1 protein-coding gene is annotated in these 25,192 nt (G+C 63.8%); it reads left to right on the top strand.

Annotated elements, in window-relative coordinates:
- Positions 1–177 precede the first annotated feature (177 nt).
- Positions 178–25,192: FG-GAP-like repeat-containing protein (locus tag VHD36_10220; GenBank protein HVU87686.1), on the top strand; the 25,015-nt coding region annotated here is incomplete at its 3' end.

Raw genomic sequence — 25,192 nt, 5'->3', positions numbered from 1 at the left:
CGGAACAGCAGAGGCGTCGTGCGTAATCGTCGAGCGGCGCGTCGTGCAGCCATCGGAGGGCTCGCGCGTGCGCGGCGCCAGCCTCAATTCATTTCCGCATTCTCGTAAGCGTCCTCGCTTCGATTGGGCAGTTCCATGAGCGCATCTCGTCGCCGCCGTTCCGCATTGACAGGTCACATGAAGAAATCGCAACAGCGCAAGGCGAACTTGCGTGCTGCCCGAGCGAGATTTCTGGCCGCGGATTTCGAGCAGCTCGAAGAGCGTGTGCTCTTATCCGTAGCGCCGGGAGTCGACGATCGCTCGGCCGCACTCTTGCAAGCGCTCGGACAGCTCGATTTGGTGCCGGTCGATGCCACGGCCGCGACCTTGGCGGCGCCCCAGACCTTCTACCTCGATTTTCAGGGAGCGCACGATTTCCGCTACGACGGCCCCGTGACCATCGCCGGCATCAATATCCCTGCCTTTGCCGCGCCTGCCGCGCTGGCCGGCCAGGAATCGACGATCGAAACGAGCCTGGTCGCGTCGCTCAACGCCGAGTTCGCCGGAACCGGGGTCACGTTCACCGATCAAATGCCAGCCGCGGGCAACGAGTTTTCGACCATATATATAGGCGGCTCCGGCGCCGAATTCGCCAGCTTTGGCGATTTCCTCGGCGTGGCCGAGAAGATCGATACCGCCAACCAGGATCACCGCGACGCGGCGCTCGTCTTCAGTCAGAAGATCGGCGCCGGAGATACAAGCGCGCAAGCCTACACCAGCGATCTGTCGACCGTGGTCGCGCATGAAGCGGGACACTTGCTGGGCTTCGAGCATATCGCCGTCGACACAAGCGCAGATCAAGGCCCGCTCGATGACGTGGCCTTCAAGCCCTACACCCACGTCGAAACGGCCAAAGACATCCGCGACGATCTGATCGTCGACGGTCAGTTGACCATCAATGGGCACGACTACACGGTCGATCCCAAGCTGGTCGAAGCGATTACACGCTACCCGACGTACTACAACGCCGGCGCGGTCGGCCCGGACGGTTTTCCGGACTTCGTCATGGGGCAGAGCGTCGTCCATCCAGTCGATACCGGTGTCTGGATGCAGCGCATCCTCGACATGGCCTGGGCCGCGCAGAGCGATCCGACCTATACGCCTGACCAACAGTTGCAGATTCTGGCGTTCGCCTACGGCTATGCCACGCATGCCGCCGGCGACCATTTTGCGCATAACCTGGTCAACGAATTTGCCGAAGGGATTTATCCCTCGACCACGGATGTGCTTAACAACACGCAGGACCTGGCCAACGCCGTTCGTCACTTCATCGTCGAAGGTTACATCGGCAACGCCACGCCCGGCTACGACAACGACACGCTGCGCTCGCTGTTGCCGGATGGCGACCTGAGTAACAGCTCGACCGTGGCCAGCAGCTTCGACGTGCCCACGCGCTTCGTTTACGAGGCGCTGATCAAGCCGTTCCCGGGCGACCCGACGGCCGCTGCCGATACGGGCTATACCACGCTGGGCGTTAATAGCGCGACCAACCAGTTCACGCGCACAAGCGGCAGCTTCCTCGACGATCACTTTGCCGTCGGCCAGACCATTTATGCCTTCGGCTTCGGCAGCAATAACGGACAATTCACCGTCACGGCGGTATCGGCCAACACGCTCACCGTTGCCGAACCGCTCTCCGCGGGCGATGCAACCGGCAGCGGCGACGAAGCCCTCGTGACGATGGGCAGCCGCGGCCTGCTGCTCGATGAGTTCCTCAAGCTGCGGGATGCCGTGGCCGAACAGGCTAACATTGCCGCGACCGCCTATATCACGGCCTACGGCACCGCCCCGACCACGGATTTCAACGGCCTGCTCGATCATTTGATCGCGCTGGGCTCGACTCCCAGCGTGCAGCAAACGGCCGAGCTGTACGCTTCTTATCTCGCGTACTGGCGCGACAGCATCGACGCCGGCGTGCAAGACTGGGCCGAACTCGGGCTCGATGCCAGCGAGGCCGTCTTCAACTACCAGACCCTGCGCAACGTGCAAAACGCCCAAGGCGAAGGAGTCGGTAACGACGCCGACCCCGAGCGGGCGGCCGCCGAAGATCAGGTCGGCCTGATGAACACGATCCTGGCGCAGTTCAACGATCCGAACCAGGACGGCAATACGTCGGATTCGTTCTTCACGAATCACTTGCTGCCGATGCTCGGCGTGCCGCAGCGCGTCGCCGATCTGGGGAACTTCCTGCACGACTTCATCACGCCGCTGGAAGACAACATCATCGAGCCCTTGCGCCTGGCGCTGAATCCCCTTTCCAGCGGCGATAGCAGCAGCGGCGGAGGGATCTCGGCCATTCCCAAGCAGTTCGTCGAGCAGATGTTCCAACAGCGGTACGGGCTCGACGTGGAAACGATCGGCCAACTGATCAACCTGCCCAACGGCATGGATCTGGAAACAGCGACGATCGGTTCGAAGACGATCGACGTGTTCCAGCCCGGCGACCATGCCAAGCTCGACAGCTATCTCGGCATTCACAGCCAGGTGGCGACCGACCCGATCGTGTCCGACAACCCAAACTTCGTTTTCTTCGACCGTCCGCAGACGGTCCTTGGGTCGGATATCGAGTTCGACCCGAGTAAGTTCGCCGCGTTCGCCGATGCCGTCACGCTCGGCAAGCTGATTCTGCTGCAGGAGAAGCCGGTCGACGGCGACGTGGCCAGCGCCGGCCAGCTAAGCGCGCTCGTCAACAATACCCTTGCCGACCTGGGAACTCCGCTCGCGACGCCGTACGACTGGTCGCTCTTGAACATGAACGGCAACGACGGCGGCAACGTGCTCACCACCACGTTGCAAAAACCGGGGGTCATGGTCAACGCGACGCTCGCGGACGGCACAAGCGAGCAAGTTCTTTCCGACGCGCAGCCCTGGCTCTTGCAGATCGACGGAGATCACAACTGGCGGCAGGATAGCCTGATCGTCAGCGACCTGGCCTATCGCGTCGCGCCGCAAGCCACGGGCGCCGCCACGGCCAGTGCGTCGTGGACGATTCCCGTCGCGGCCGGACAGGCCTACCAACTGCAAGCTAGTTGGAAATCGAACGTCACCGAGCGAATCAACGGTCAGCCGATCAACCCGGCCACCAACGCTCACTACCAGGTCTTTGACGGCGCCAACCCGACGCCGATCGCCGAGTTCTTCGTCAATCAGCGCGACCTGTCGAATCAGGTTTCCGACGGCACTTTCTCGTACGACGTGCTGGGCAGCGTCACCTCGGCCTCGGGCACGCTGCGCGTCGTGCTCGATAACGTGGCCGACGGCGACGTATTGGCCGGACCGGTGCGCGTGCAACAGGTGAACGATCCTTTGGACGTTCGCCAGGTGCAACTTGTGCGCGATCCGCAAACGCTGGCTGTTCAGCCGAGTGGCTATGCCGAGCCGATTCCCGGTTGGCTCGATCTGAAATACGCCACGGGCACGGGGAATGACCCGTTGTGGGAAAGCGATATCTTGCGACCGGTCTTCCGGGCGCTATTTGTCGACTGGCAAGACGGCGGCCTCAACTTCCCGGACCTCGGCGACACACCTTCGCCGGATCCGAATGAAGTTGCCGGCGGCATCACTCCCTCGGCACACATTCCGGCGCTTGTCACGCCGACGACGCCGCTCGTCATACCGCCGAGCCTGGTGGGCATCGACCTTTCGGCCGACGGCGACAGCACGTTCACATTTCATGGAACGGTGATCGTTTCATCGGCCGAAGGGAACGGCGATAGCTCGCAAGACTCGTTGACGGTCGTGGCCGAATCGATCAGCAGCGGCCCGACGTCGCTCGGTGTTGATTCGTCGAATAACCGCTTCACACGCTCAAGCGGCAGCTTCGTCGCCGACGGTTTTCAGGTCGGCCAGCAGATTCACGCCACGGGCTTTCTCATCAATAACGGTGTCTACACGATCACCGACGTGACCGACGGCGCGATCACGGTCAACGCCAACCTTCTGCCGGGCGATTCCACAGGCAACGGCGACGAACTGCTGGTCGTGCCGGGCCAGATCATTATCGCCGGAACGGTCGGCGGCAGCGGATTGGCCAATGTTACGCTACAGGCAGATGATGTCGAGGTAACAACGACAGGAAGAATCTCCACACGCCAAGTAGCAGCCGCCGGAAACCCGTTTAGCGATCCCTCGGTGGCGAACTCCGGCAATATCGTCATCACGGCGCCACTGATCGGCATTGGCGCGGGCGCCCAACTGGTCGCCGACGCGACCGGCCTCTTCACGCCCGGCGATATCACCCTGACAGCGCACGACGCGCAGAACCTGACCTGGTCGCTATCGATCGGCAGTTCGCGATTCTTGAACCTGGCCGCGAGCAGTTCGATCGACATTGGCGCGGGAGCTGTGCTTTCCGGACGCGACGTTCGCCTCGATGCCCAGGCCACGACGCAGAAGTCGGCCATCGACACCGACGCAAATCCCACGGCTGACGCGGGGCTTGATGCGCCGATCGATCAGGACGATGTATTCCATGTCTCGGGGCACGCCGCGGCCGTGATTGCGACGGCCGACGCGATCGTCAACATCGAGCAAGGAGCGGTTTTGCGCGCGGCCCGCGACGTGCTTTTGCACGCCGACGCCGCATCGAGCGCGCAAATCACGACCCGCAGCAAATACTTCGGCATCACTTACGGCAGTTCCTCGCCAACGGCCGACGTCACGATCGACGTGGGAGCCGTGATCACTGCTGCCCAGACGGTCAACGCGACCGCCACGGCCGAGAATACCCTGGCTGTGACGACCCTCGTGCCCGAGACGGGCGATGTGGCGAATATTTCGCTCTCCTACGGCAAGACACGGACGCATTCCAACGTCGTCGTGAAGTCGGGCGCCACGATCGACGCCCAAAGCGCGACGTTTGACTCTGAGAATACCAACTCGGTTTCGAACATGGTCGTCGCGGCCGGTTTTCCCGGCAGCGGCAGCTTTATCGGCATCGGCGCGGCGCTGGCCATCGGCTCCTACCAGTCGGACGCCAGCACCGACATCAGCGGCCTGCTCGACATCGCGGGCGACTTATCGATCCAGTCGCACTCGATCAATCTGCAGGACATGACTCGTTCGCTCGGGCAAGTCGCGCAGGCGCCTGACGCCGCGAATACCCTGGTGCAGGAGTTGACCGACTTCCTGGCTACACTCGATCTCAGCACCGATATCGACGATCGCACGATCAGCCCGACGGGGGTCGGGACGGACGTTTCGCTGGCCGCCTCGGTGGCGCTTGTGCGTTCTGAGAACAAAGCCGCGGCTCTGATCGACGACGGCTCGGCGATCACCGTCGGAGGCAACCTCGACATTAATGCCACCGCCGACGAGCCATTCCAGATTAGCGCGACGGGAAACGCTGCCGATGCAACGGTCGTCGGGCTGGGCGGCGCCGTGGCGTGGTCGCGCGTCGCCAATCAGGCCACGGCCTATGTCGGTTTTAACGCCACGGTCGACGTGGCGCACGCACTGTCGGTCACCTCGGCCGCGACGATCACCAGCCCACGCCGCGCGGGCGATCCGAACTCGACGTTCGAGCCGACTTTCAATCTCAGTCTGCCCGGCACCGCAACAGGCACCGACAAGATCGCCGAACAATACAGCGACGCCAACGCCGTGGCGGGCGCGGTGACGACAGCACTCGATCCACTGGCCGCGTTCCTGGCACCCTTGCTTGCCGACCCCAGCTTGATGGGCACGAGCTTCGTGCAATCCAACGCAAGCGCGCCCGGCGGCGTGGTCGTCCTCGGCGGCGGCGTCAACTATCAGAAGATTTACAACCAGGCGGCGTCGGGAATCGCCGCCGGAGCGCACGTCAATCAGCGCCCGGCGGTGATCGCTCCCGCGGTGGACCAGGATATCACGATCGACTCGGCCGCCACGGTTCACGTGACGAACATGGCCGGCATGGATTCGTCGGCCCTGAATTTCACGGGCGGAGACCTGGCGGTTGGTGGCTACTTCAATGGTCTGTTTGTCGACAACTACGCCAAGTCATCGATCGACGATCGCACGCTCGTCAATGCGGCGCGCGATATATCGATTCATTCAGCCACGACCAATGACATCGTGCAAGTCACGCAGCCGGGCACCGCGGCGGGCGGTGTGGGCGTGCAAGGAGCTTTCGGACTGGTGGTGCTGGGGCACGAATCGCTCGCGTACATTGAAGATCGCGCCCAGGTTCACGCCGGACACGACATTCTTCTCAATGCCGAAAACGGGGGCGCGGTCGTTAACGTTGCCGGTAGCATTGCCACGGGGGACGATGGGGGCGTCGGCGCCGCAGCCGCCTTCACCGTCGAAACCGCGCCCAGCACGATCGACAAGATCACGGACGAAGAGCGCAGCGGTCACAGCGAAACGCACGCCTTCATCGGCGATTCGGCCGGCCCCATCGGCCCGATCGGAACCGGTGGCGTGCAAGGCCTGGTCTCCGCAGGGCACGACGTTCGCCTCGACGCCAATTCCACGCAACAGGTGTGGACCACCAGCACGGCGGGCGCCGCATCAGGCGGTTCGCTCGGCGATCTCGGCGGCGGGCTCGAGCAATATCACGGGCTCGATTTCGGATTCGGCTTTTCCGGCGATGTCGCCTACAACTCGCTGACCGACAGCGTTCAGACGTTCATCCGTGACACTTCCAAGGTTACGGCTGGCGACGAAATTCATCTCGAAACCCATGCGGCGCCGCTCGTCGAAGCGTCGGCCGGCGCCGTGGCCTTCGGTAATCACTTTGGCATCGGCGGCGCGTTCGCGCACAACGGCTTGAACGAGATCGCACGCGCGTACACCCAAGACGTCACGCTGTCGGCCACGAACGTCGTCCTGTTGGCGACCACCGGCGGCGCGGTGCTGGCCTTCTCGGACGGGGGCGCAGGGACGAAGGCCGACGTCGCCGTGGCCGGTTCCGTCAACGAAAACGAGCTCGACACCCTGGCCGAGGCGGCCTTCGGCGCTCGCACCAGCGCCAACGTGCCCGGCGAATTGCACATCGATGGGCTCGGCAACATCACGGTCGTTTCGAATGCCGGCGCGTCCAGTTCCTCGACCGATGGATTCGCCGCCCTCGGCGCGGCACTCGATATCGGCTCGATCAGCAACGGAGCCCACGCCTTCGTCGGCGACGGGGCCAATGTCGTGACGCCGAACGATCTGCACATCAACGCCAACAGCAACGAACAAGTTTTGTCCGTCTCGGCTGCGCTAGCCGACGGCGGCGCAGGTACGCAGAACCGTCTGTACATCAATAACGGCACCGCCGATCCGATGAGCGGTGTTGCCGGGCAGGACGTGGGCGGGCGTGACACGCTCACCTCCTCGGTCGCCCTTGGAGACCTTAACGGCGACGGCAAGCTCGATCTCGTGACCGGCAACTTCGCGCAATTCAATCGGCGCTACCTGAATGACGGCTCGGGCAACTTCGACTCCGGCAAAGACATGGGGAGCGTCCTCAGCTCGCTCGATGATCTGGACGTGCCCACGGTCGAGAAGAACTCCCTGATTCCTGATCTCACGTTGGCCGTGGCGCTGGGCGATTTCGATAAGGACGGCGACCTGGACGTCATCGCCGGCAATCTGGGGCAGGCGAATCGACTTTACTTGAACGATGGAAAGGGGAACTTCTCGCCCGGGATCGATATCGGCGTCGGATCGCTCGGCGTGTCGATCGATCCAGCGGTCACGCGCAACAACGTCACGGTTCAGGACCTGGTCAATGACTTGCAGGGACAGATCGACGCGCAGCTGGCCCCCGCCGGATTTTTCCCCGGCACGGTCGAAGTGGGAATCGATCCGGCGACGGGCAACATTATCCTCACCTCCAGCTCGCGCGTGCTGGATGCGAACGCTGCTCAAGCCGCGATCAATGCTGCCCGGCGTGACGGCTTGATCGTCACCAACGCGGCGAATGATCCGCTGCACCTCTCGGTGACGTTCGATGGTCACGAGGTTGATTTCGCGATCGCTCCGGACGACGCCAACACGCTGGACAATGTCACGGCCGACGATCTGCGCCAAGAGTTGCAACAGATCGTCGACCAGACGCTCATTCTCTCGGGCGCCGGTGCGGCGGGCGATATCCAAGTGCAGCTCGACGCCACCGGCCGGATGATCTTCACGACCACGGGTCACACGCTCATTTCCAGCCAGGCCGAGGAATTGTTGGCGCAAGCCCGCCGGGCGGGTGTACTCGCCACGCCGGGCGGGGTACCACTCGCTCTGACGCTCAATTTCTCGGACGCCGATCAAACCACGTCGATTGCTGTCGTTGATATCGATCACGACGGCGACCTGGACCTGGTTGTCGGAAACCTCGACGGGCGGCCGCGACTCTATATCAATGAGGGACCCGGCGACCATGCCGAGGCATTCCAGGCGCAAGGCGGAACGCGCACCTTCTCCGTCGCCCACGATATCTCGACGGACGTCAACTTCACGACCTCGATCGCCGCCCAGGATCTGGACGGGGACGGCAACGTCGATATCGTCACCGGCAATCTGGGCTTCGACCTGGCCGGGTTGATCGATCGCGAACTGGTCAAAGTCGGCGATTTTATCGATGGCACGATCGTCGACGCCGTTGACCTGGTTCACAGCGGATTGACGTCGCTTGTAAATCTGGTCGAAAAGGGGTTGCTCGACCGCTTCGGCTTCGATCCGCTCGCGCCGATCACGGTGAACGACATCCTCTCGGCTGGAATTGCCTCGCTGCGCGATCTGGCGCTCGACGGCGTGCTGACGCTGCAGAACTTCACCGACAAGCAGCTCGACCCGACCGATCTGACCGCCTCTGGCCTCGTGACCGACACGCAGCTTGCCGCGCACGGCCTGATCAATGCGGTGGGCAAGGTGTCACTCGATGACCTGGTGAACTCGGGCCTCACGGCACTTGATCAACTGATCGGCAAGAACCTCGTCGACGTCAGCGATCTCTCGATTCCCGATATCAAACTGGGCGACCTGTTGAGTTCACCGCTCACGGATATCGGCACGCTGGTCGACAAGGGGGTCGTCGACGTCAACGATCTGCTCGATATCAAACTCGATCTGCGCAAGCTCATCGACTCGGGTCTAACCACGCTCTCGGACCTGGCGAAGAAGGAATTGATCGGCCTGGCCAACCTCGATCCGGTGAAAGTGGATTTGGACCGGCTCACTTCGCAGTATGCCTTTGGCGCTACTACGCGCATCTATTACGGCCGCAGCGACGGTACGTTTGATCCCGGTGTGGATCTCAGCCCCGACAAATTCATCACGCGCTCGATCGCCATTGGTGACGTCGACGGAGACGGCCACCCGGACATCGTCGTCGGGAACGTAGCCACGGGCGTTCGTCTGTACAAAAACCTGAGCACCACGCCGGGCACGCGCGGCTTCGACACGGGCACGACCGTCACGGAACCCGGTCCCTTGACGCAAGCCGTGGTGCTGGCCGATATGGACGGCGATAACGATCTCGACCTGGTCGTCGGTAACCTGCTCACGCCCAATCGTATCTATCTCAACGACGGGCACGGCACGTTCGGCAGCGGAACCGACATCAGCACCGACGCCAACGCCACGGTAGGCCTCGCGGTCGGCGATGTGACCGGCGACAACCATCCCGACGTGATCACGGCAAACTCGAAGCCGGCAATCGGCGCCGCGGGCGCCGGCAGCGCCTTCGACGTCGGCGGAGAAGATCAGGCCTACGTCGCGCCGGGTGCGACCGTGATCACGGATCGCAGCCTGTTCGTCACGGCCCAAGACACCCCACATGTTTCGGTGATTTCCCGGGCCGGCGCCACGAGCGCCTTCGGCAGCGCCAGCCTGGCGGCGGCCAGCCCGAATATCGATTCCAGCGCCGTGGCCCACGTCGACGGCAACGTGCAAGCCGCGCTGGCAACCGGCCTGACGGGTCCCGCCGGGGTCTATGTCACGGCGACCAGCAATGACAATTTGCTCGGGCATGCTTCCGGGAACGCCACCGCGGACGAAGTCGCCCTTGACGCTTCGGCCGTGCTCTTCCGCATGAACACCAAAATCGATGCGTACGTCGGGCCCAAGGCAGTCGTCGACGTCGAGAATCCAACCGCCACGGGGCCGCTCAATGTCGAAGTCTCGGCGCAGCACAACACGACGGGGCTGGGAGTCGCGGGCTCCTTCGGCGGATCGCAATTCGTCACGGCAGGCGCGGCGCTTGTCGCCACGCTCGCGAACAAGGACGTCTCCGCGCGGCTGCAAGGCGCGAATGTCCACGCACAAAACGACGTGCTCGTTAACGCGGCATCGAGCGACGATGTCGATTCCGTTTCGGCCGGGGTCGGCGCGGGGCTCGCGCTAGCGGTCGCCGGCTCGGTGGGACTTGCTCAATACGACAAACAGACCACAGCAACGATCGACGGCGGCACCACGCTGGCCGGCGACAACGTGGTCCTCACGGCCGACAGTCACTCGACGTTCGATCCGATCTCCGGCGCGGCAGGTTTGGGCCTGGCCGCCGGTATCGGCGCCTCGGTCAACGTGTTCATGAAGAACGACGAGACCAAGGCCGCGATCCTGAACAACGCCCGCGTCGATGCTTTGGCACTCGGCGCGGCGGCGGAAGTCTTTTCCGGAGATACCGTCGGCGGTATTCCACAGACCGAGCTGTTGCACGGTGTTATCCTGCGCGCCACGTCGCAAGAGGATTTGAATCCGATCGCCGTGGCCGGGGCGCTGGCCCTCGGCTTCGCTGGCGCGGCTTCGGTCAATGCCGTGCTCTTGGACAATCACACGGCGGCGTTCATCAGCGGCGGATCGGTCGTCAACGAAGGTCCCGGCGCCTCGACCAGCCAGGTCGTTTCCTTGCTCGCCTGGAACACTTCGAATGTCGGCGGTCTATCGGGCGCGCTGTCGGATTCCGACGTTGTCTCGGCCGGTGGATCCGCCAACGGCGGCCGGCTGACCAAGAATACCGAGGCGTATATCGACGGCTCCTCGACCGTCCTGGCGAACGACGATGTCGAGGTTCTTGCCCTCTCGCACGAGCGAATTGATCCCGTCACCGCCACGCTCGGAGTGTCGGACGTGGCAACGGTCGCTGGCGCGGCTGATATCTTTACCGTGCCCGCCACGACGTCCGCCTACATCACCGGCGAGGCGAAGGTCATCGCCCAGGGCAGCGTGGTCGTCAACGCCGACGATCAGGCCGAAGCAAATTACATCGTCGGCCAAAGTACGCTTAGTGGCGCGGCGAGCGCCGGCGCCTCGGCCGGACTTGTCGTGCTGCAAAAGCAGACGCAGGCGTTCGTCGATAGCGGTGCCCACGTCACGGCCTTAGGCCAACGTGCTGATGCGTCAACCCGCAGCGGTGGTTTCGACATCAGTTACACGCCCGACAGTATTCCTGGCCTGCTCGGCTCGCTGATCGTGGATGTGCTGGGAGTCATTTTCAACAATCCGATTCGCGCGTTGAGCAATGCACTGTCGTTTGGCGGTGACTTGTCGCCGTTGAATATCACGCCGGTCAGCGCGCCGACGGAGGATCCCGATCTGTCAGGCTCGCGCTCGGCCAGGCCGACGATCGTTCCCGTGCGCGGATTGGCCGTGGCGGCCACCTCGCGCGACGCGGTGAAAACGCTGGCCATCGGTTTCGGCGCGCCGGGCAACCTGGTGGCGCAATTCTCGGCCGGGGCCATCGTCTCGGCGAATCATACTCTCGCTCACATCGGCGAAGGCGCCGTGATCAACGAATCGACAAGCGGAGCAGCCGACCAGCAGACCGTGCTAGTCACGGCTGGCTCGGATCTGTATTTCGCCGGGTTGGCCGGCGGCGCCGCCATGTCGTCACCGAGCGTCGTATCGGGCTCGGCCGGTGGGGCGTTCAACCTCGCCATGACCAATGACACGACCGAGGCCGGCATTGGCGGGGCCACGGTCAATTCCAAGGGGGACGTGCTGGTCACGGCCAAGGCCGATCACGATATCATGGTCTTCGCCGCGGGCCTGGTCTCGGCCGTAGGCGGTTCGCACGTGTTGGCCGACGGCTCGGTCGATTTTATTTCCATCAAGCAGGCGACCCATGCCTTCATCGGTGATGGCGCGAAAGTCAACGCCGACGGCAACGTCCTCGTCTCCTCGGATAGCGATACCGACGTCGACACGATGGCCGGCGCTGCGGCCCTGGGGCGCAGCATCGCGGGGGCCGGGCTGTCGTTCGCCACGGTTGTCATCGGCAAAGATACCGAAGCCTTCATCGGCAAAGACACGATCGTCAATGCCAAGGGTAACTCGCCCGGTGCGCTGCAAGTGTTCGATGGCACGATCGTTCCTTCGCTGGGCCAAACAACGATTCATGGCGTCGCCGTGCAGGCGCTTGCCACCGAGGATGTGTTCAACGTCGCGGGGGCGGGGACCGCTTCGTCGATTATCGGGCTCTCCGGTTCGGTGACCGCGGCGCTTGTCGATTCGGACACGTCGGCCTTCGTCGACACCGGCGCGCAGCTCAATACCGACCAGAGCGGTGCCAACGCCGCGCAAACCGTCAACGTGTCGGCCGCCAATCAAACGACCTTGTGGGGACTGCCGGTCAACTTTGCCTTCGGCTTCCTCTCGACGGGCGTGGGGGTCGATATCGGCGTCGTCCGCAACGACACGACGGCGCGCATCAACCAGGGAGCTAAGGTCAATGCGTTGCAGGATATCGACGTCTTTGCCCTGAGCCGGATCACCGGCGATAGCCTGGTCGCCAACATCGGTCAGCCCACGAAGCTGGGCTTGAACCTGATTCATTCGATGTATTCGCTGCGCGGCGATTTGGAATCGCCGATCATCTTGCCACTGGTCGGCATACCGCTCGTGCCGGCGTCATTGCTGAATACAACCAGCACCGATTCGATTCAATCGGATCTCGACCTGATCATTCAAAAGCTGACCAGCTCGGGAGGCGAGGGAATCCGCGACACGCTCGACCAGTATCGCGGCGCGTTACCCAGCGCGGGCGAGGCCGCCATCGCCCTGACCGATGCCACTCCGCAAGACGTTGTAACCAGCGCCGTTGAAGGAAACATCGAAGGTCTGGGGACGAACGTCGTTGTCGATGGCGCGACCTTGAATGCCGGCCGCGATATCGCGATCACCGCGCGTGAGAGCAGCGATTTCGCCACCGACACGTCCACGGCCGTCGATCTGATGTACGCGATCGCGCCGCCTGCGGATTCGGCGATCGCGGTCTACAGCGACCGATCGTTCGTAAACACGCACGATATCGCCGTGGCTTCGCTCGTCGGCGGTGCATCGGCCACGGCCGGGCGCGACGTGCTGGTGCAAGGCGATGTCGACGGGAAGAGCACGCTGACGGCCACGACCGGCACCAATACCGTGCAGAACCTCGTTGGCGCGTACGTCGACGATGCCACGGTCACGGCCGGCCGCAACAGCAACGTGTACGCGCAAGAGACCGTCGACGCCGTGAACCGCTCGCTGCTGCCGCGCTACGACGGATTGCAGATCAAGCAAGGAACGAACGACGTCACCAACACGGTCGAAGCCAAGGTCAGCGATAGTTCCGCGATCACCGCCGGGACCGACGCGAATGTAAATGCCGTCGATGATACGACCGCCGCGGTGCTGGTCGATGCGGTCACGATGGACAAGAAGGGACCGATCAAGGGCCTCATCCCGGCCGGCGGCATTGCGGCGGCCACGAACACCGTGACCAATACCGTCCGCGCCGCGGTCGAGCAATCGCAAGTAACGGCTACCGCCGGCGACGCGAACGTACATGCCGAATCGGATCCCACGGTCGTCTCGGTTGCTCTCGGTGTCGTGCAGGCCAGCCAGTGGGACGTGATCGGCGGCTCGAACGCCAGCAACACGATTGCGGGAACCATCGACGCGCATATCTCCGCCGGAGCCGTGGTCACCGCGGCCGGTGTCGTATCGGTGCAGGCCAGCGACGGCGGAACGATTGTCGCCGTCGGTGGCGACGCGGCGGTTGCCAACGGCGCCTCGGCCATCGGCGCCGCGGTCTCGATCAATTCGATCACGACGACTGTCACCGCTTCGATATCCGGCGCAGCGACCAAGGTCACGGCTCCCACCGTCCTCGTCGATGCCTACGACAACGCGGATATTGTCTCGATCGCCGTCGGAGGCAGCGACGCGCATCACTTCACCTTGGGAGGTTCGTTCAGCGAGAACGATATCGCGGGCTCGCTCGATGCGCACGTTTCCGACGGCGCGCTCGTGACCATGTCCAGCGGGATCACGATCCAGGCACACGACGATACGCAGATCACGGCCATCGCCGGCGCCGTGGCGGTCACCTCGGGTTCAGGCGGTGCCGTCGGGGCCGGCGTCTCGAAGAATTCGATCACGCGCAACGCCACGGCCTTCGTCGATAACGCCACGCTCGCCACCGTCGGCGGTTCCCCGACATCCCCCACGATCAACGTGCTGGCGTCGAGCGATGCGGCGATCAACTCGGTCGCGGCCGGCGGCGCGTTCGCCAACAATTTCGCCGCCGGCGGCTCGCTGGCCGACAATGCCATCGGCGGGACGCTCGATGCGCATATCTCCGGCGGCGCGCAAGTGCTGCCCGTCACTCGGGTCACGGTCAAGGCCGACGATCGCACGCGCATCACGGCGGTCGCCGGGCAGGTGGCATTCACCACAAGCGGCGGCGCCTCGGTCGGCGCGGCGCTTGCCACCAATGAAATCACGCGCACGACGACGGCTAGCATCACGGACGCCGGAACCACGGTGACGGCCGACGCCCTCCAAGTACTGGCCGCCAGCGATGCCCAAATCGAAGGCATCGCGGCCGGAGGGACAGGCGCACAGAGCTTCGCCGCGGGCGGATCGCTGGCCACGAACACGATCGCCGGCACTCTCGATGCGCACGTCGACGCGGGCGCAACGGCCCAGGGTTCGAAGCTGCTCGTCGTCAACGCGACCGATCATACTTTGATCTTCGGCGGCGCCGGGCAGGCGGCTTTCGTCGTCGGCGCCGGTGTGGCCGTCGGCACGGCCATCACTACTAACAACACCACCCGGCACGTCATCGCCTTCGTCGGCGGTGCCGGCAGTTCGGCCACGGCCAGCAGCGTGCAGATTTCGGCCGACACACTGGCCACGATCGAGGCCCTGGCAGCCGTCGGCACGGGGGCAGGCACGATCGCGGCGGACTATTCGCTCGTCGTCAACGAAATCCGCAACACCACAGATGCCGGCGCGCTCGATGGCGCGCTTGTGTCGGCCGACAACGTTTTCATCCGCGGCAGCGATGACTCGACCATCGAATCGTTCTCAGGCGCGGGCGCCGGCGCAGCAGGCACGCTGGCGGCCGCGGCGGCCCAGGGCAAGAACGTGATCGCGAACAATGTCTTCGCCCACATCGACAATGCCACGGTCCAAGGCGGCACGATCGACGTATTGGCCAGCTCGGACGATGACAACAACGATGGATTGCCCGACACCGACACCAAGAGCGGCGACTTCGACAATCTCTTTACCGACGATATCACGTCGATCGTGATTGGCGGAGCGGGAGCGGGCACGCTGGGGCTGAGCGGCTCGATTTCGCTCAATGACATTAGCAGCAACATCGACGCGCATATCGGCAGCGCCGCAACCGTGAGCGCGACCACTAGCGTTCACGTGCGCGGACTGTCGGACTCGGGACTTCGCTCCGTCGCGGCAAACGGCGAAGGGGCCGGGGCGATCGCCGCCGGCGCCGCCTCGAGCACCAATAACAGCCATTCGCAGGTCATCGCCGGCATCGACGCTGCCAATGTCGCGGCCCCGGACGTCGAAGTTCATACGACGACCACCGGCAACATTAAATCCGCGGCCGCCGTCGGCGCCGGAGCCGGCACCGGTGCGTTCGACGTCGCGACGAGCCACAACACGATCGCCAACGTGTCCGAAGCGCGCGTCACCAACTCAGCGCACGTCACGGCCGGACAAACGCTCACCGTTTCGGCCGATGATGATTCCGACATCCTGGCCATAACAGGCGCCGGTGCCGGTGCCGGAGCCGTCGCCATCGCGCCGGGCGTCTCGACCAACGACATCGGGAACACCGTGATCGCCACGGTCGACAATGGCGCCGTGGTCCACGCCGATAGCGCCGCGGTGACCGCCGCCGACAACGATCGCATCAATTCCGTCAGTGCGGGGCTCGCTGGTGCAACGTTCCTGACGATCACGGGCGGCGTCGGCAACAACAATATTGCCAACACCGTCGACGCCCACCTGTCGGGCGGCGCTACGGTTACGACGACGAATGACCTCACGATCCTCGCCACCGATGCCTCGGTCAACGGTTCGTTCACCGGTCAAGCCGGTGGCGCGCTCGTCGGGCTGGGCGCCGCGGCTTCTTATAGCGAGATCGGCGGCCATATCATGGCCTACATCGATCACGCAACAGCGACCAGCACCGCCGGCAGCGTCAACGTGAACGCCGTCGCCGCCGAACGGGTGAAGTCATTCACCGGCGGCGCCAATGGTGGCCTGGTGGGCATCGCCGGCAACGTCAGTATCGTCTTCATGGAAACCCGGACCGAGGCGTACATCACCAATTCCACAGTCGCTGCGTTTTCGAACGTGCTAGTAACGGCCGAAGCGACCGATACTTGGGATGTGATCGTGGGCGCGCTGGCCGGAGGCCTAGTCGGCGCCAGCGGTTCAGTCGTCGTCAACAACAGCCAGAACGTAACGCGCGCCTTCGTGGACAATGCCAATGTTTCGGCACACGGCAAAGGCAATACCTCCAGCGTCGAACACTGGGACCCGGACACCGGCCTGGAAACGACCGAACAAGTCCACGGACTCGCGGTGGTCGCCAGCTTCGTCGGTCAGCCTGGCTCGACCGGCGCACTGTCGATCAACGCCGGCGGCGGATTGGTCGGCATTGGCGGCCTGGTCACGACCACCAAATGGCACAATCAGACCGACGCCTTCATCGCCGCCTCGAACATCAATTCGTCGACCGATTACGGCGGACGCGTTATCGTTCGCGCCCATAGCGACGAGCATATCCAGGCGCTCAGCGGCGGCACCGCCGGAGGACTTGTCGGTGTCGCCGGGACGATCGATCGCAGCAACATGGAAAGCGTGACGCGGGCTTTCATCTCCACCTCGGACGAAAGCGGTTCGGATCCTCACCCGGGAATCGCGATCGTCTACGGCGCCGGCGTCGAAGTCGGCACCGTCACGCGCGAGACGCTTGACCTGATCGAAGTGGGCATCGCCGGTGGTGTTGTGGGCGTCGCAGGCGCCGTTTCGGTGACCGACGTCGCCGATCACAGCCAGGCGTTCATTCGCGATTCAGACGTCTTCTCTCACGGCGATCTGGCGGTGCTGGCCGACGATACGGTGCATGTCAACCCAACAATCGGTTCGCTGGGGGGCGGCGCCGTCGGGCTGGGAACGTCGATCAGCGACAACACGATCGAGAACGTCGTGCAGGCGCAAGTTTTCGGTGGACATCTGAACTCGCAATTCGCCATCCGCATTGCCGCCGACAGTGACGAGACGCTCGATCCGCTGGTGATGACCGGCGGTGTCGGCGCCGTCGGCGTGGCCGGCACCGTGGCGATCAACAATATTCAGACCACGACCGAGGCCACGGTCACCGACGGATCGCGGCCGTCGCTGTTGAATCAGGATCCGGCCTACAAGACTGGCGTCAACTTCCCGCGCAACGCTGTGCAAACGGTTACCGTCAGCGCCGACGACACCGCGCAGATCGATGGCGATACCGGCACCGCGGCGGCGGGATTGTTCGCGGGTGTGGGCGCGTCGGTCGATGTCAGCGCCGTGCGCAACCGCGTCGCGGCCTCGATCGCCGGCCAATCGGTGGTCGGAGCGCTCAATGATGTATCGGTCCTCTCGAACGAATCGCGCTCGGTCGACTCGTTTGTCGTCTCCTTTGCCGCGGGGCTCGGAGGGCTTTCGGCGGCCGTGTCGGTGCAAAGCCTGGGGGCTTCGACCGATTCGATGGCGGCCACCGAGTTCGACCGCTCGGTCAACGGTGCGACATTGCGCAATCAAATCAATGCAGCGCTCGTCACGCCCGATGTCGAAGCGGCGATCAACTATCACGGCTTCGGCACTACGCCGCTGATCGTACACGCGGCCGGTCTGGTGAATGATCTCGGCGATCCGAACGTCAACGGCGCGATTTCCGCGCCCTCCTCCAACGCGCGCGGCGCCTTCGCGTTTATCGATAACGCGGGCCCCGGGGCAGGCGCGCAGATTCAAGCCGGACGCGATATCACGATCCGCGCCACCGACCTGTTCCATCTCGATCAAACCGTCGGTAACGCGGCGCTCGGCGCCGTGAGTATCGGCGCCGCGATCGGCGTCGGCTCGGTGCAAAACAATACCCAGGCCTTCCTGGGCTCGAGCGATTCGCTGCAGGCCGGGCGGAATATCACGATCCAGGCACAGGATCACGAACTCACCTCGGGCAGTACGCTCACCGCCATCGGCGGCGGCGCCGGCTTCATCGCCGCCCAGGCCAATGTCGGCACGCTCAACCTCTCGGGCACGACGGCCGCGCGGTTGAACGCCAACTCGACGATCATCGGCGCGCAAAACGTGCACGTCGAGGCCAGCCAGCAATCCAACGTCGGGAGCGAGGGGGACGGATTCGCAGCCGGCATCGCGGCCGCGGGAGCCGTGGTGGCCACGGCGCGCGTCGATACGAACGTCGACGCCGACGTCGGAACCGGAGCGGTCGTTGGCGGCGGAGCCGGAACGGTCGGCAATCTCACGGTCGACACCGTGAGCGACAATTCGACCAATGCCAACGCATTGGTTGGCGACGTCGGTGTTTTGGCTGGCAACGACGGCACCTCGCGCTCGACGGTCGATGCGAATCATTTTGCCCATATCGGCGGGGCCAACATCACCGTCACTGGAATCGTGGCCGTCAATGCGACCGCCTCGGGCAACGCTCATGCCAATGTTGCCGAATTGGCCGTCGGGCTCGCCTCAGGTGGTTTCTCGGACCCCGATTCACTTGTGGAAGGAACGGTGCAAGCCAAGATCGCCGACGGCGCCACGATCCACGCACCGGCACTTACGGTCAGTGCGACATCGACGGACCGCGCCAAGAGCGACGCCGATGCCATCGGTGTCGGCCTCGTTTCCGGGAGCGCCACGGGAAGTGACGCGAACACCAACGTTTCCGTGCTCGCGCATATTGATGACGCCAATATCACGGTGCCCGGCATCGTGCTGATTACCAGTCATGATGACGAGATGGCCACCACGGCCAGCGGCGTGGTGAACGTGGCTCTCGGCGCCGGCGGCGCTTCGATCGCCAATTCAACAACCGCTGGCATCAGCCAGGCCTACTTGGGCAGCGGCGGCAATATTACCGCCGGCACGATTTCGATCGGCGCCGGGTCGCAAAGCAGCACGCAAGTCAACGCCGATGCCTTCGGCGGTGGCATACTCGCCGGGAATGGCGCCGTCGCCACGGCCAAGACACTCGGCTCGACCGAGGCCTATATCGGCAGCACCAACGTGCAAACCACCGGTGATATCACGGTTGCCGCTTCGTCCTCGCGGCTTTCCAATGCCAATACCGGTTCGACCGCCGTGGGCGTGGCGGCAGGCGGTGCCTCGGTTTCGAATGCTACGACCGGCGGCACGACGCTCGCGCACGCCGAAGGGACGGTCCACGCCGGTGGCAACTTGAATATCGAGGCCACGGATCTCGATAGCCTGGCCAATGCCCTGGCCGACGCCTTCAAGGCGGGCATCCTGACCGGAAGTGGTTCGGTCACTAACGCCACGCGCAATTCGGCGATTCGCGCCTACACCACCAGCGGCGCGAACCTGACGGTCGCCGGTAATCTGCTCGTGCAATCGCAATCGCTCGGAGCCGTGGTCAACGCCGACGCCGAAGGAGAAAACATCTCGGCGTTCCAGGCCGGCAGTTCCACGGCAAACGCCACCGATTCGCCGACGGTCGAAGCGTCAATCCGCAGCGGTTCGATCATCGACGACGCGGGCAGCATCACGATCGACACCGAAAACAATCCTCTCGTGGCCCAGGCACTGGCCGATACCTCGGGCGGATCGTTGATCGGCACGACCGGCGCCACCGCCACGGCGCTCGGCGGGGCCAGCGTGCTCAGCTACGTCGGCGCCGCGAACGTTCACGCTGCTCAATCCTTGATCGTGCGCTCGACGTCGAACAACAAATCGCGCGCCACCGGCGACGGCACTGCCATCGGGCTGCTGCTGGGCGTCGGCGATGTTCACGCCAAGTCGCTAGCCGGAAATCAGACGCAGGCCTATCTCGACTCGGGCGCGCAGGTGAACGCCGGCACGCTCGATATCGAATCCGGCGGCAACGACACCGCCACGAGCAACGTCACGGGCAGCGGCGGTGGCTTCATCAGCGACAACGCCACCGAGGCAGACTCGACCGTCAATCCGACCATCACCGCGTTCATTAGCAACGGCGCGACCGCCAATGTCACCAATTCGATCACGATTGCCGCCAAGTCAAGTCCCGAAGGAGACAGCGATTCGAAGGCCAACGCCTTTGGCGCCGTGGCCGTCGGAGAATCGCACGCGAATACGAATCTGCTCCCGGACGTCGAGGCGCGCGTCGGCGGCTTGGCGCATGTCACCGCCGGCGGAAGCGTCAGCATCACGTCGGACTCGGGCGATTTCTCGCCGCCACCGAACGACACGTTCAACCCCGGCGACGTCAATCTGACACAAGACACGATCACGCTCGCCGGCCACGGACTCACCGACGGCAGCCAGGTGATGTATCAGAGCGCGCCCTTTACCCCCATTGGTGGGCTGCAGAACGGACGCGTTTACACGGTTCTAGTCCCGGATCAAAACACGTTGCAGTTCGGCACGCGCTTCGACGGCGCGTCGGTCGATGCGGCCCGCGACACGATCAAGACCACCGGCACGCACAATTTCGTCACCGGCGACCGCGTCATCTATCACAGCGGGGGTCAGCCGAACGTCCAGGGGCTGGTCGATGGGCAGACCTACTTCGTGCGCGTTATCGATGCCACGACGATCAAGCTGGCCACGACGCTCGCCGGTGCACTGGCCGCGCCCAAGAGCTTCGCCGCCAGCGCCGTCAACAGTGGCACGAACATCATCACCCTGCCGTCGCACGGCTTCGCAGACAAACAGGCCGTGACCTACCACGCGCCGAACACGGCCGAGACGTTCAGCACAACGCTCGTCGATGTCTCGGTCGACGGCTCCGGAAACCTGGTTCGCGATACCAACGGCAAGCCGGTCGACAGCCCGGATCAGGACGACATCTTCATACCCAATCACGGGTTCACGACCGGTCAGGCCGTCGTTTACAACTCGAGCGATCCGAGCCGAGTGGTCGGCAACCTCGTGCCGGGAACCGTGTATTACGTGATCAAGGTTACGAACGACGTGATTCGTCTGGCCGCGACGCCGGCCGATGCCACGGCAGGAACGAACATCGCACTTTCGCCCGACAAGAGCCAGGCCGGCAAGGCGGTGACGCATTCGTTGCTGCCCGCGGGAGATCGCCCCGTCGGACCGCTGGTCGATGGCGATACCTATTATGTCGTGCGGATCGACGCCAACCATATCGGGCTTTCGGCGACGCCCGGCGGCGCACTACTTGATTTAGATGCTACAGGTCTAACCGGCACGAGCACGCTGGGAACCGAAGGAGTGGACCTGGCCCCCAGTAGCGGCAAACAATCGCTGGTCATCGATTTCACGTCCGCGTCGACGGGCGCGAACAAGCTGCTTGGCCCCGGCGGGCAATCATTGTCGACGTCCAGCGGGCTTTCGGGCGACGGTCAGTCGTCGGCCAATGCGACCGGCTCTGGCGGCGGAGTGTTCTTCGGCGGGCAGGCCGCGAATGCGACCACCACCGCCACGCCCATCGTCAAGGCTTACGTCGATGCAGGGAATGGACAGACGGCCATTTCCGCCGCGGCCATCACGATCACCTCGCATTCGATCGTCAACGTCGGCGGACATTCGTCGAACGAATCGGGCGGCCTGGTCGGCAGCGGCGAATCCGACGCCACGGCCAACGTCACCAACGACAACCAAGCGTTCGTCGGTGACAACGCGAGTATCGTGGCCCAAAAAGACATCACGATCCAGGCCACGTCGAATCACATAACGGACGCGGGCGCTCGATCCGAAGGGGGCGGCTTCGTCGATGAGGCCGAAGCCAACGCTTACTCCGACATCAATCACGACACACTCGCTCGGACGGGAACGAATGCCCGACTCACCGCCGGTGGCACGATTTCGATCCAGGGTCTGTCGAGCACGCAGGGTTTCACCGATTCGGTAGCCGACTCCAGCGGCGCCGGTGCCGATGCCAGTGCCAACGACACCAGCCGCGACGATACCGCCCCGGGCGGCGTGCGCATCGGACTCTCGGGAGATGCGCTGACGCAGGTCGAAATCGGTGGTGGCTCGCAATTGACCGCTCCAAACGTGCAACTCACCGCCACCGTCGAAGGCACCGGCGGATCGGCCAATGCCGAGGGAGATGCCTCGGCGGCGGGCGCCGACAACGACGCCACGGCACGCGTCAATGATTGGGAACACGCCGACGTCGCGCTCCGCCCGAACGCCAGGGTGACGGGAACGTCGAACGTGTCGATCCTTTCGCAGATCACGAATACGAATATCAGCGCCGTATCGAGCGTCAATACGGACGCCGCGGTGGCAGACTCGGATTCGACCGCCATCTCTTACGTCCGCAACGAGTCGACCGTGACGGCCGATGCCGGCGCCTTGGTCACCACGCACCATCTCGACGTACAGGCCCTTTTCGGCAGTTCCGCCATCGACGTCGATCCCAAGCAAGACGGCGCGTTCTACGACAGCGGAGACGTGACGCCGAAGAATACGTTTAATCCGGTGCGCAATATCGATTGGGAAAGCGATGTTTTCCTCACCGCTGGTCCGGCGCCACGACTGGTGATCGATGCGGCAGGTCATGTCCTGGAAGCAACGAACGTTGCTTTCACCCAGACGCCCACCGAATTCCTCGTCAATTCGATCACGTTCAACGACCAGGGGACGGCGCACTTCTTCACCAACGATGTCGCCAGCGGCGCGCCGGCCGGTCGCATCGTGGGCGACCAGTCGACGTTCAGCTTCCAACAGAACTTCAACGTCACGATCCTGAACGCTTCGGCCAAGGACGTCGAGGTCGAGAGCATCGATCCGAACAACCGTCTCACCACGCCCGAGGTTACGATCGACGTGCCGAACGACGGAGGATTCTCGTTCGACGTCGGGCAGTCGTATACGTCGGCGCTTGTGGACATCGAGAGCACCGGCGCGACAGGGGCCAGCGTGCTGGTGGCCGGCGTCATCAACAACCCCATCGGCGTCACGAAGCTCGTCAGCGCAAGCGGCGATGTTCTGCAAAGCAACGAGAAGGGCCTGGTGATCACGAACAGCTTCCAGGCCCAGGCGCCGCAGGGCTCGCTGGGCGATTCAGGCGGATTCCGCTTCCCGGTCGACCTGGTCGAAAGCGGTGGCCGCCCGACGCACATGACGATCGCCGTCGGCAACGATGTGTATCTCAGCCTCGCGGGACGTCAGCGCACGTTGGGCGCGACGAGCTTCACGATCAATGTCGATTCGATCACTGCCGGCGGCGAAGTCAGCATCATTCCACAGACCGCCGTGCGCGAAACGACATTGCCGCCCAATTGGTACGCCGTGGAAGTCGACGAGCCGCGGATTCCGCTCTTGTCGGAAGTCATCAATCATTTCCGGCCAGGTCCCGGTGATCTGCCGCCGACGGTCGAAACGGGCGTCTTCGCCTTCGACCCGCAAGCCATCGAGGCCACTTACAACTTCGGCCTGGTGCAAGGGACGAACCTCGACCTGATCAGTGCGGCGTCGACACCGCTGATTCACCTGTCGGGGAACACCAACGTGCTCACCGGCGGGCGGCTGGTGGCCGGCAGCAACGGGAACGTCAGTTTCCACGAGATCATGGGCGATCTGCCGGTTGGCGCGGTGCTCTCGACGCGCGGCGACGCCACGCTGAGCGCGCAGGGTTCGATGTTCGACTTCAACAACACGGCCGATCCGGATGTCATCGCCGCGAACATCACGTTGACCTCGTCCACCGGCGCGATCGGGTCGCTTGATAACCCGCTCGACATCAATACCTCGTTCGAAGCATCCGGCGTGCTGACGGCCGATGCCGTGAAGGACATCGTGATCAACGAAACGTCCGGCGCGCTGCACGTGGCCCACGCGCGGACACAGAACGGCGTCATTCAATTGACAACGATCGACACCGCGGCGACCGGCCAGGATCTATTTCTGAACGCCGGCGGTGTGATTTCCAATCTGACGGGAGCGATTTCGCTTCGCGGTGGCGACGATGTGCGCCTGCTGCCCGAGAGCGTCGTGCAGACCGGGCTGGAAGGGGGCGGACCGATCACGATTCTGGGTGACTTCGGCAATGCCGATCGACGCATCGGTACTAACATCATCGCGCAGGGATCGATCATTGGTCCTTCAGTTACTCTCCAGGGAGACATCGACAGCGATCTCATTTCTCTCGCCGGCGCAATCGTCACGGGGACCACGCCGCAAGTCATCGGGCTGGCCGGGGCCGATCACCTGATCGCCGGCATCAACGGCGCCGCTCTTTTCGGCGGACCGGGAAATGATGAAATCGAAGGGGGTCCAGGCGACGACACGATCGACGGCGGCGATGACAACGACAACATCCTGGCCGGTGACGGCAACGATACCGTCAACGCCGGCGCCGGCGACGATTTCATGGATGGTGGCAACGGAATCGACTTCGGCGATGGCGGCCCGGGGACCGACAATTGCGTGAATTTCGAGACCGAAATCAATTGCGAGGATCCGGTCATTCTCCTGCTCTCGGCTTCGACCGCGGCGCCGGCGGGGCGCGCCGTCACACAGCTGACCGAGGATCAAATCGCCCCCTTGGCGAACGAAGCGCTGCGCCGCTGGATGAACACGGTTCAGCTCTCGAGCACTCAACAGGCCCTGTTGCAGAATCTGACGTTTCTCGTCGCCGATTTGCCGGGCGAGACGATGTCGGAATCGATCCGCTCGACGGTGATTATCGATCCCACGGCGGCCGGGTGGGGTTGGTTTGTCGACAGTTCACCGATCGCCGACGACGAGTTCCAGCCGCAGG

The sequence above is a fragment of the Pirellulales bacterium genome (assembly GCA_035546535.1).
Classification (GTDB): domain Bacteria; phylum Planctomycetota; class Planctomycetia; order Pirellulales; family JACPPG01; genus JACPPG01.
This window is presented reverse-complemented; position numbering and strand designations above follow the sequence as displayed.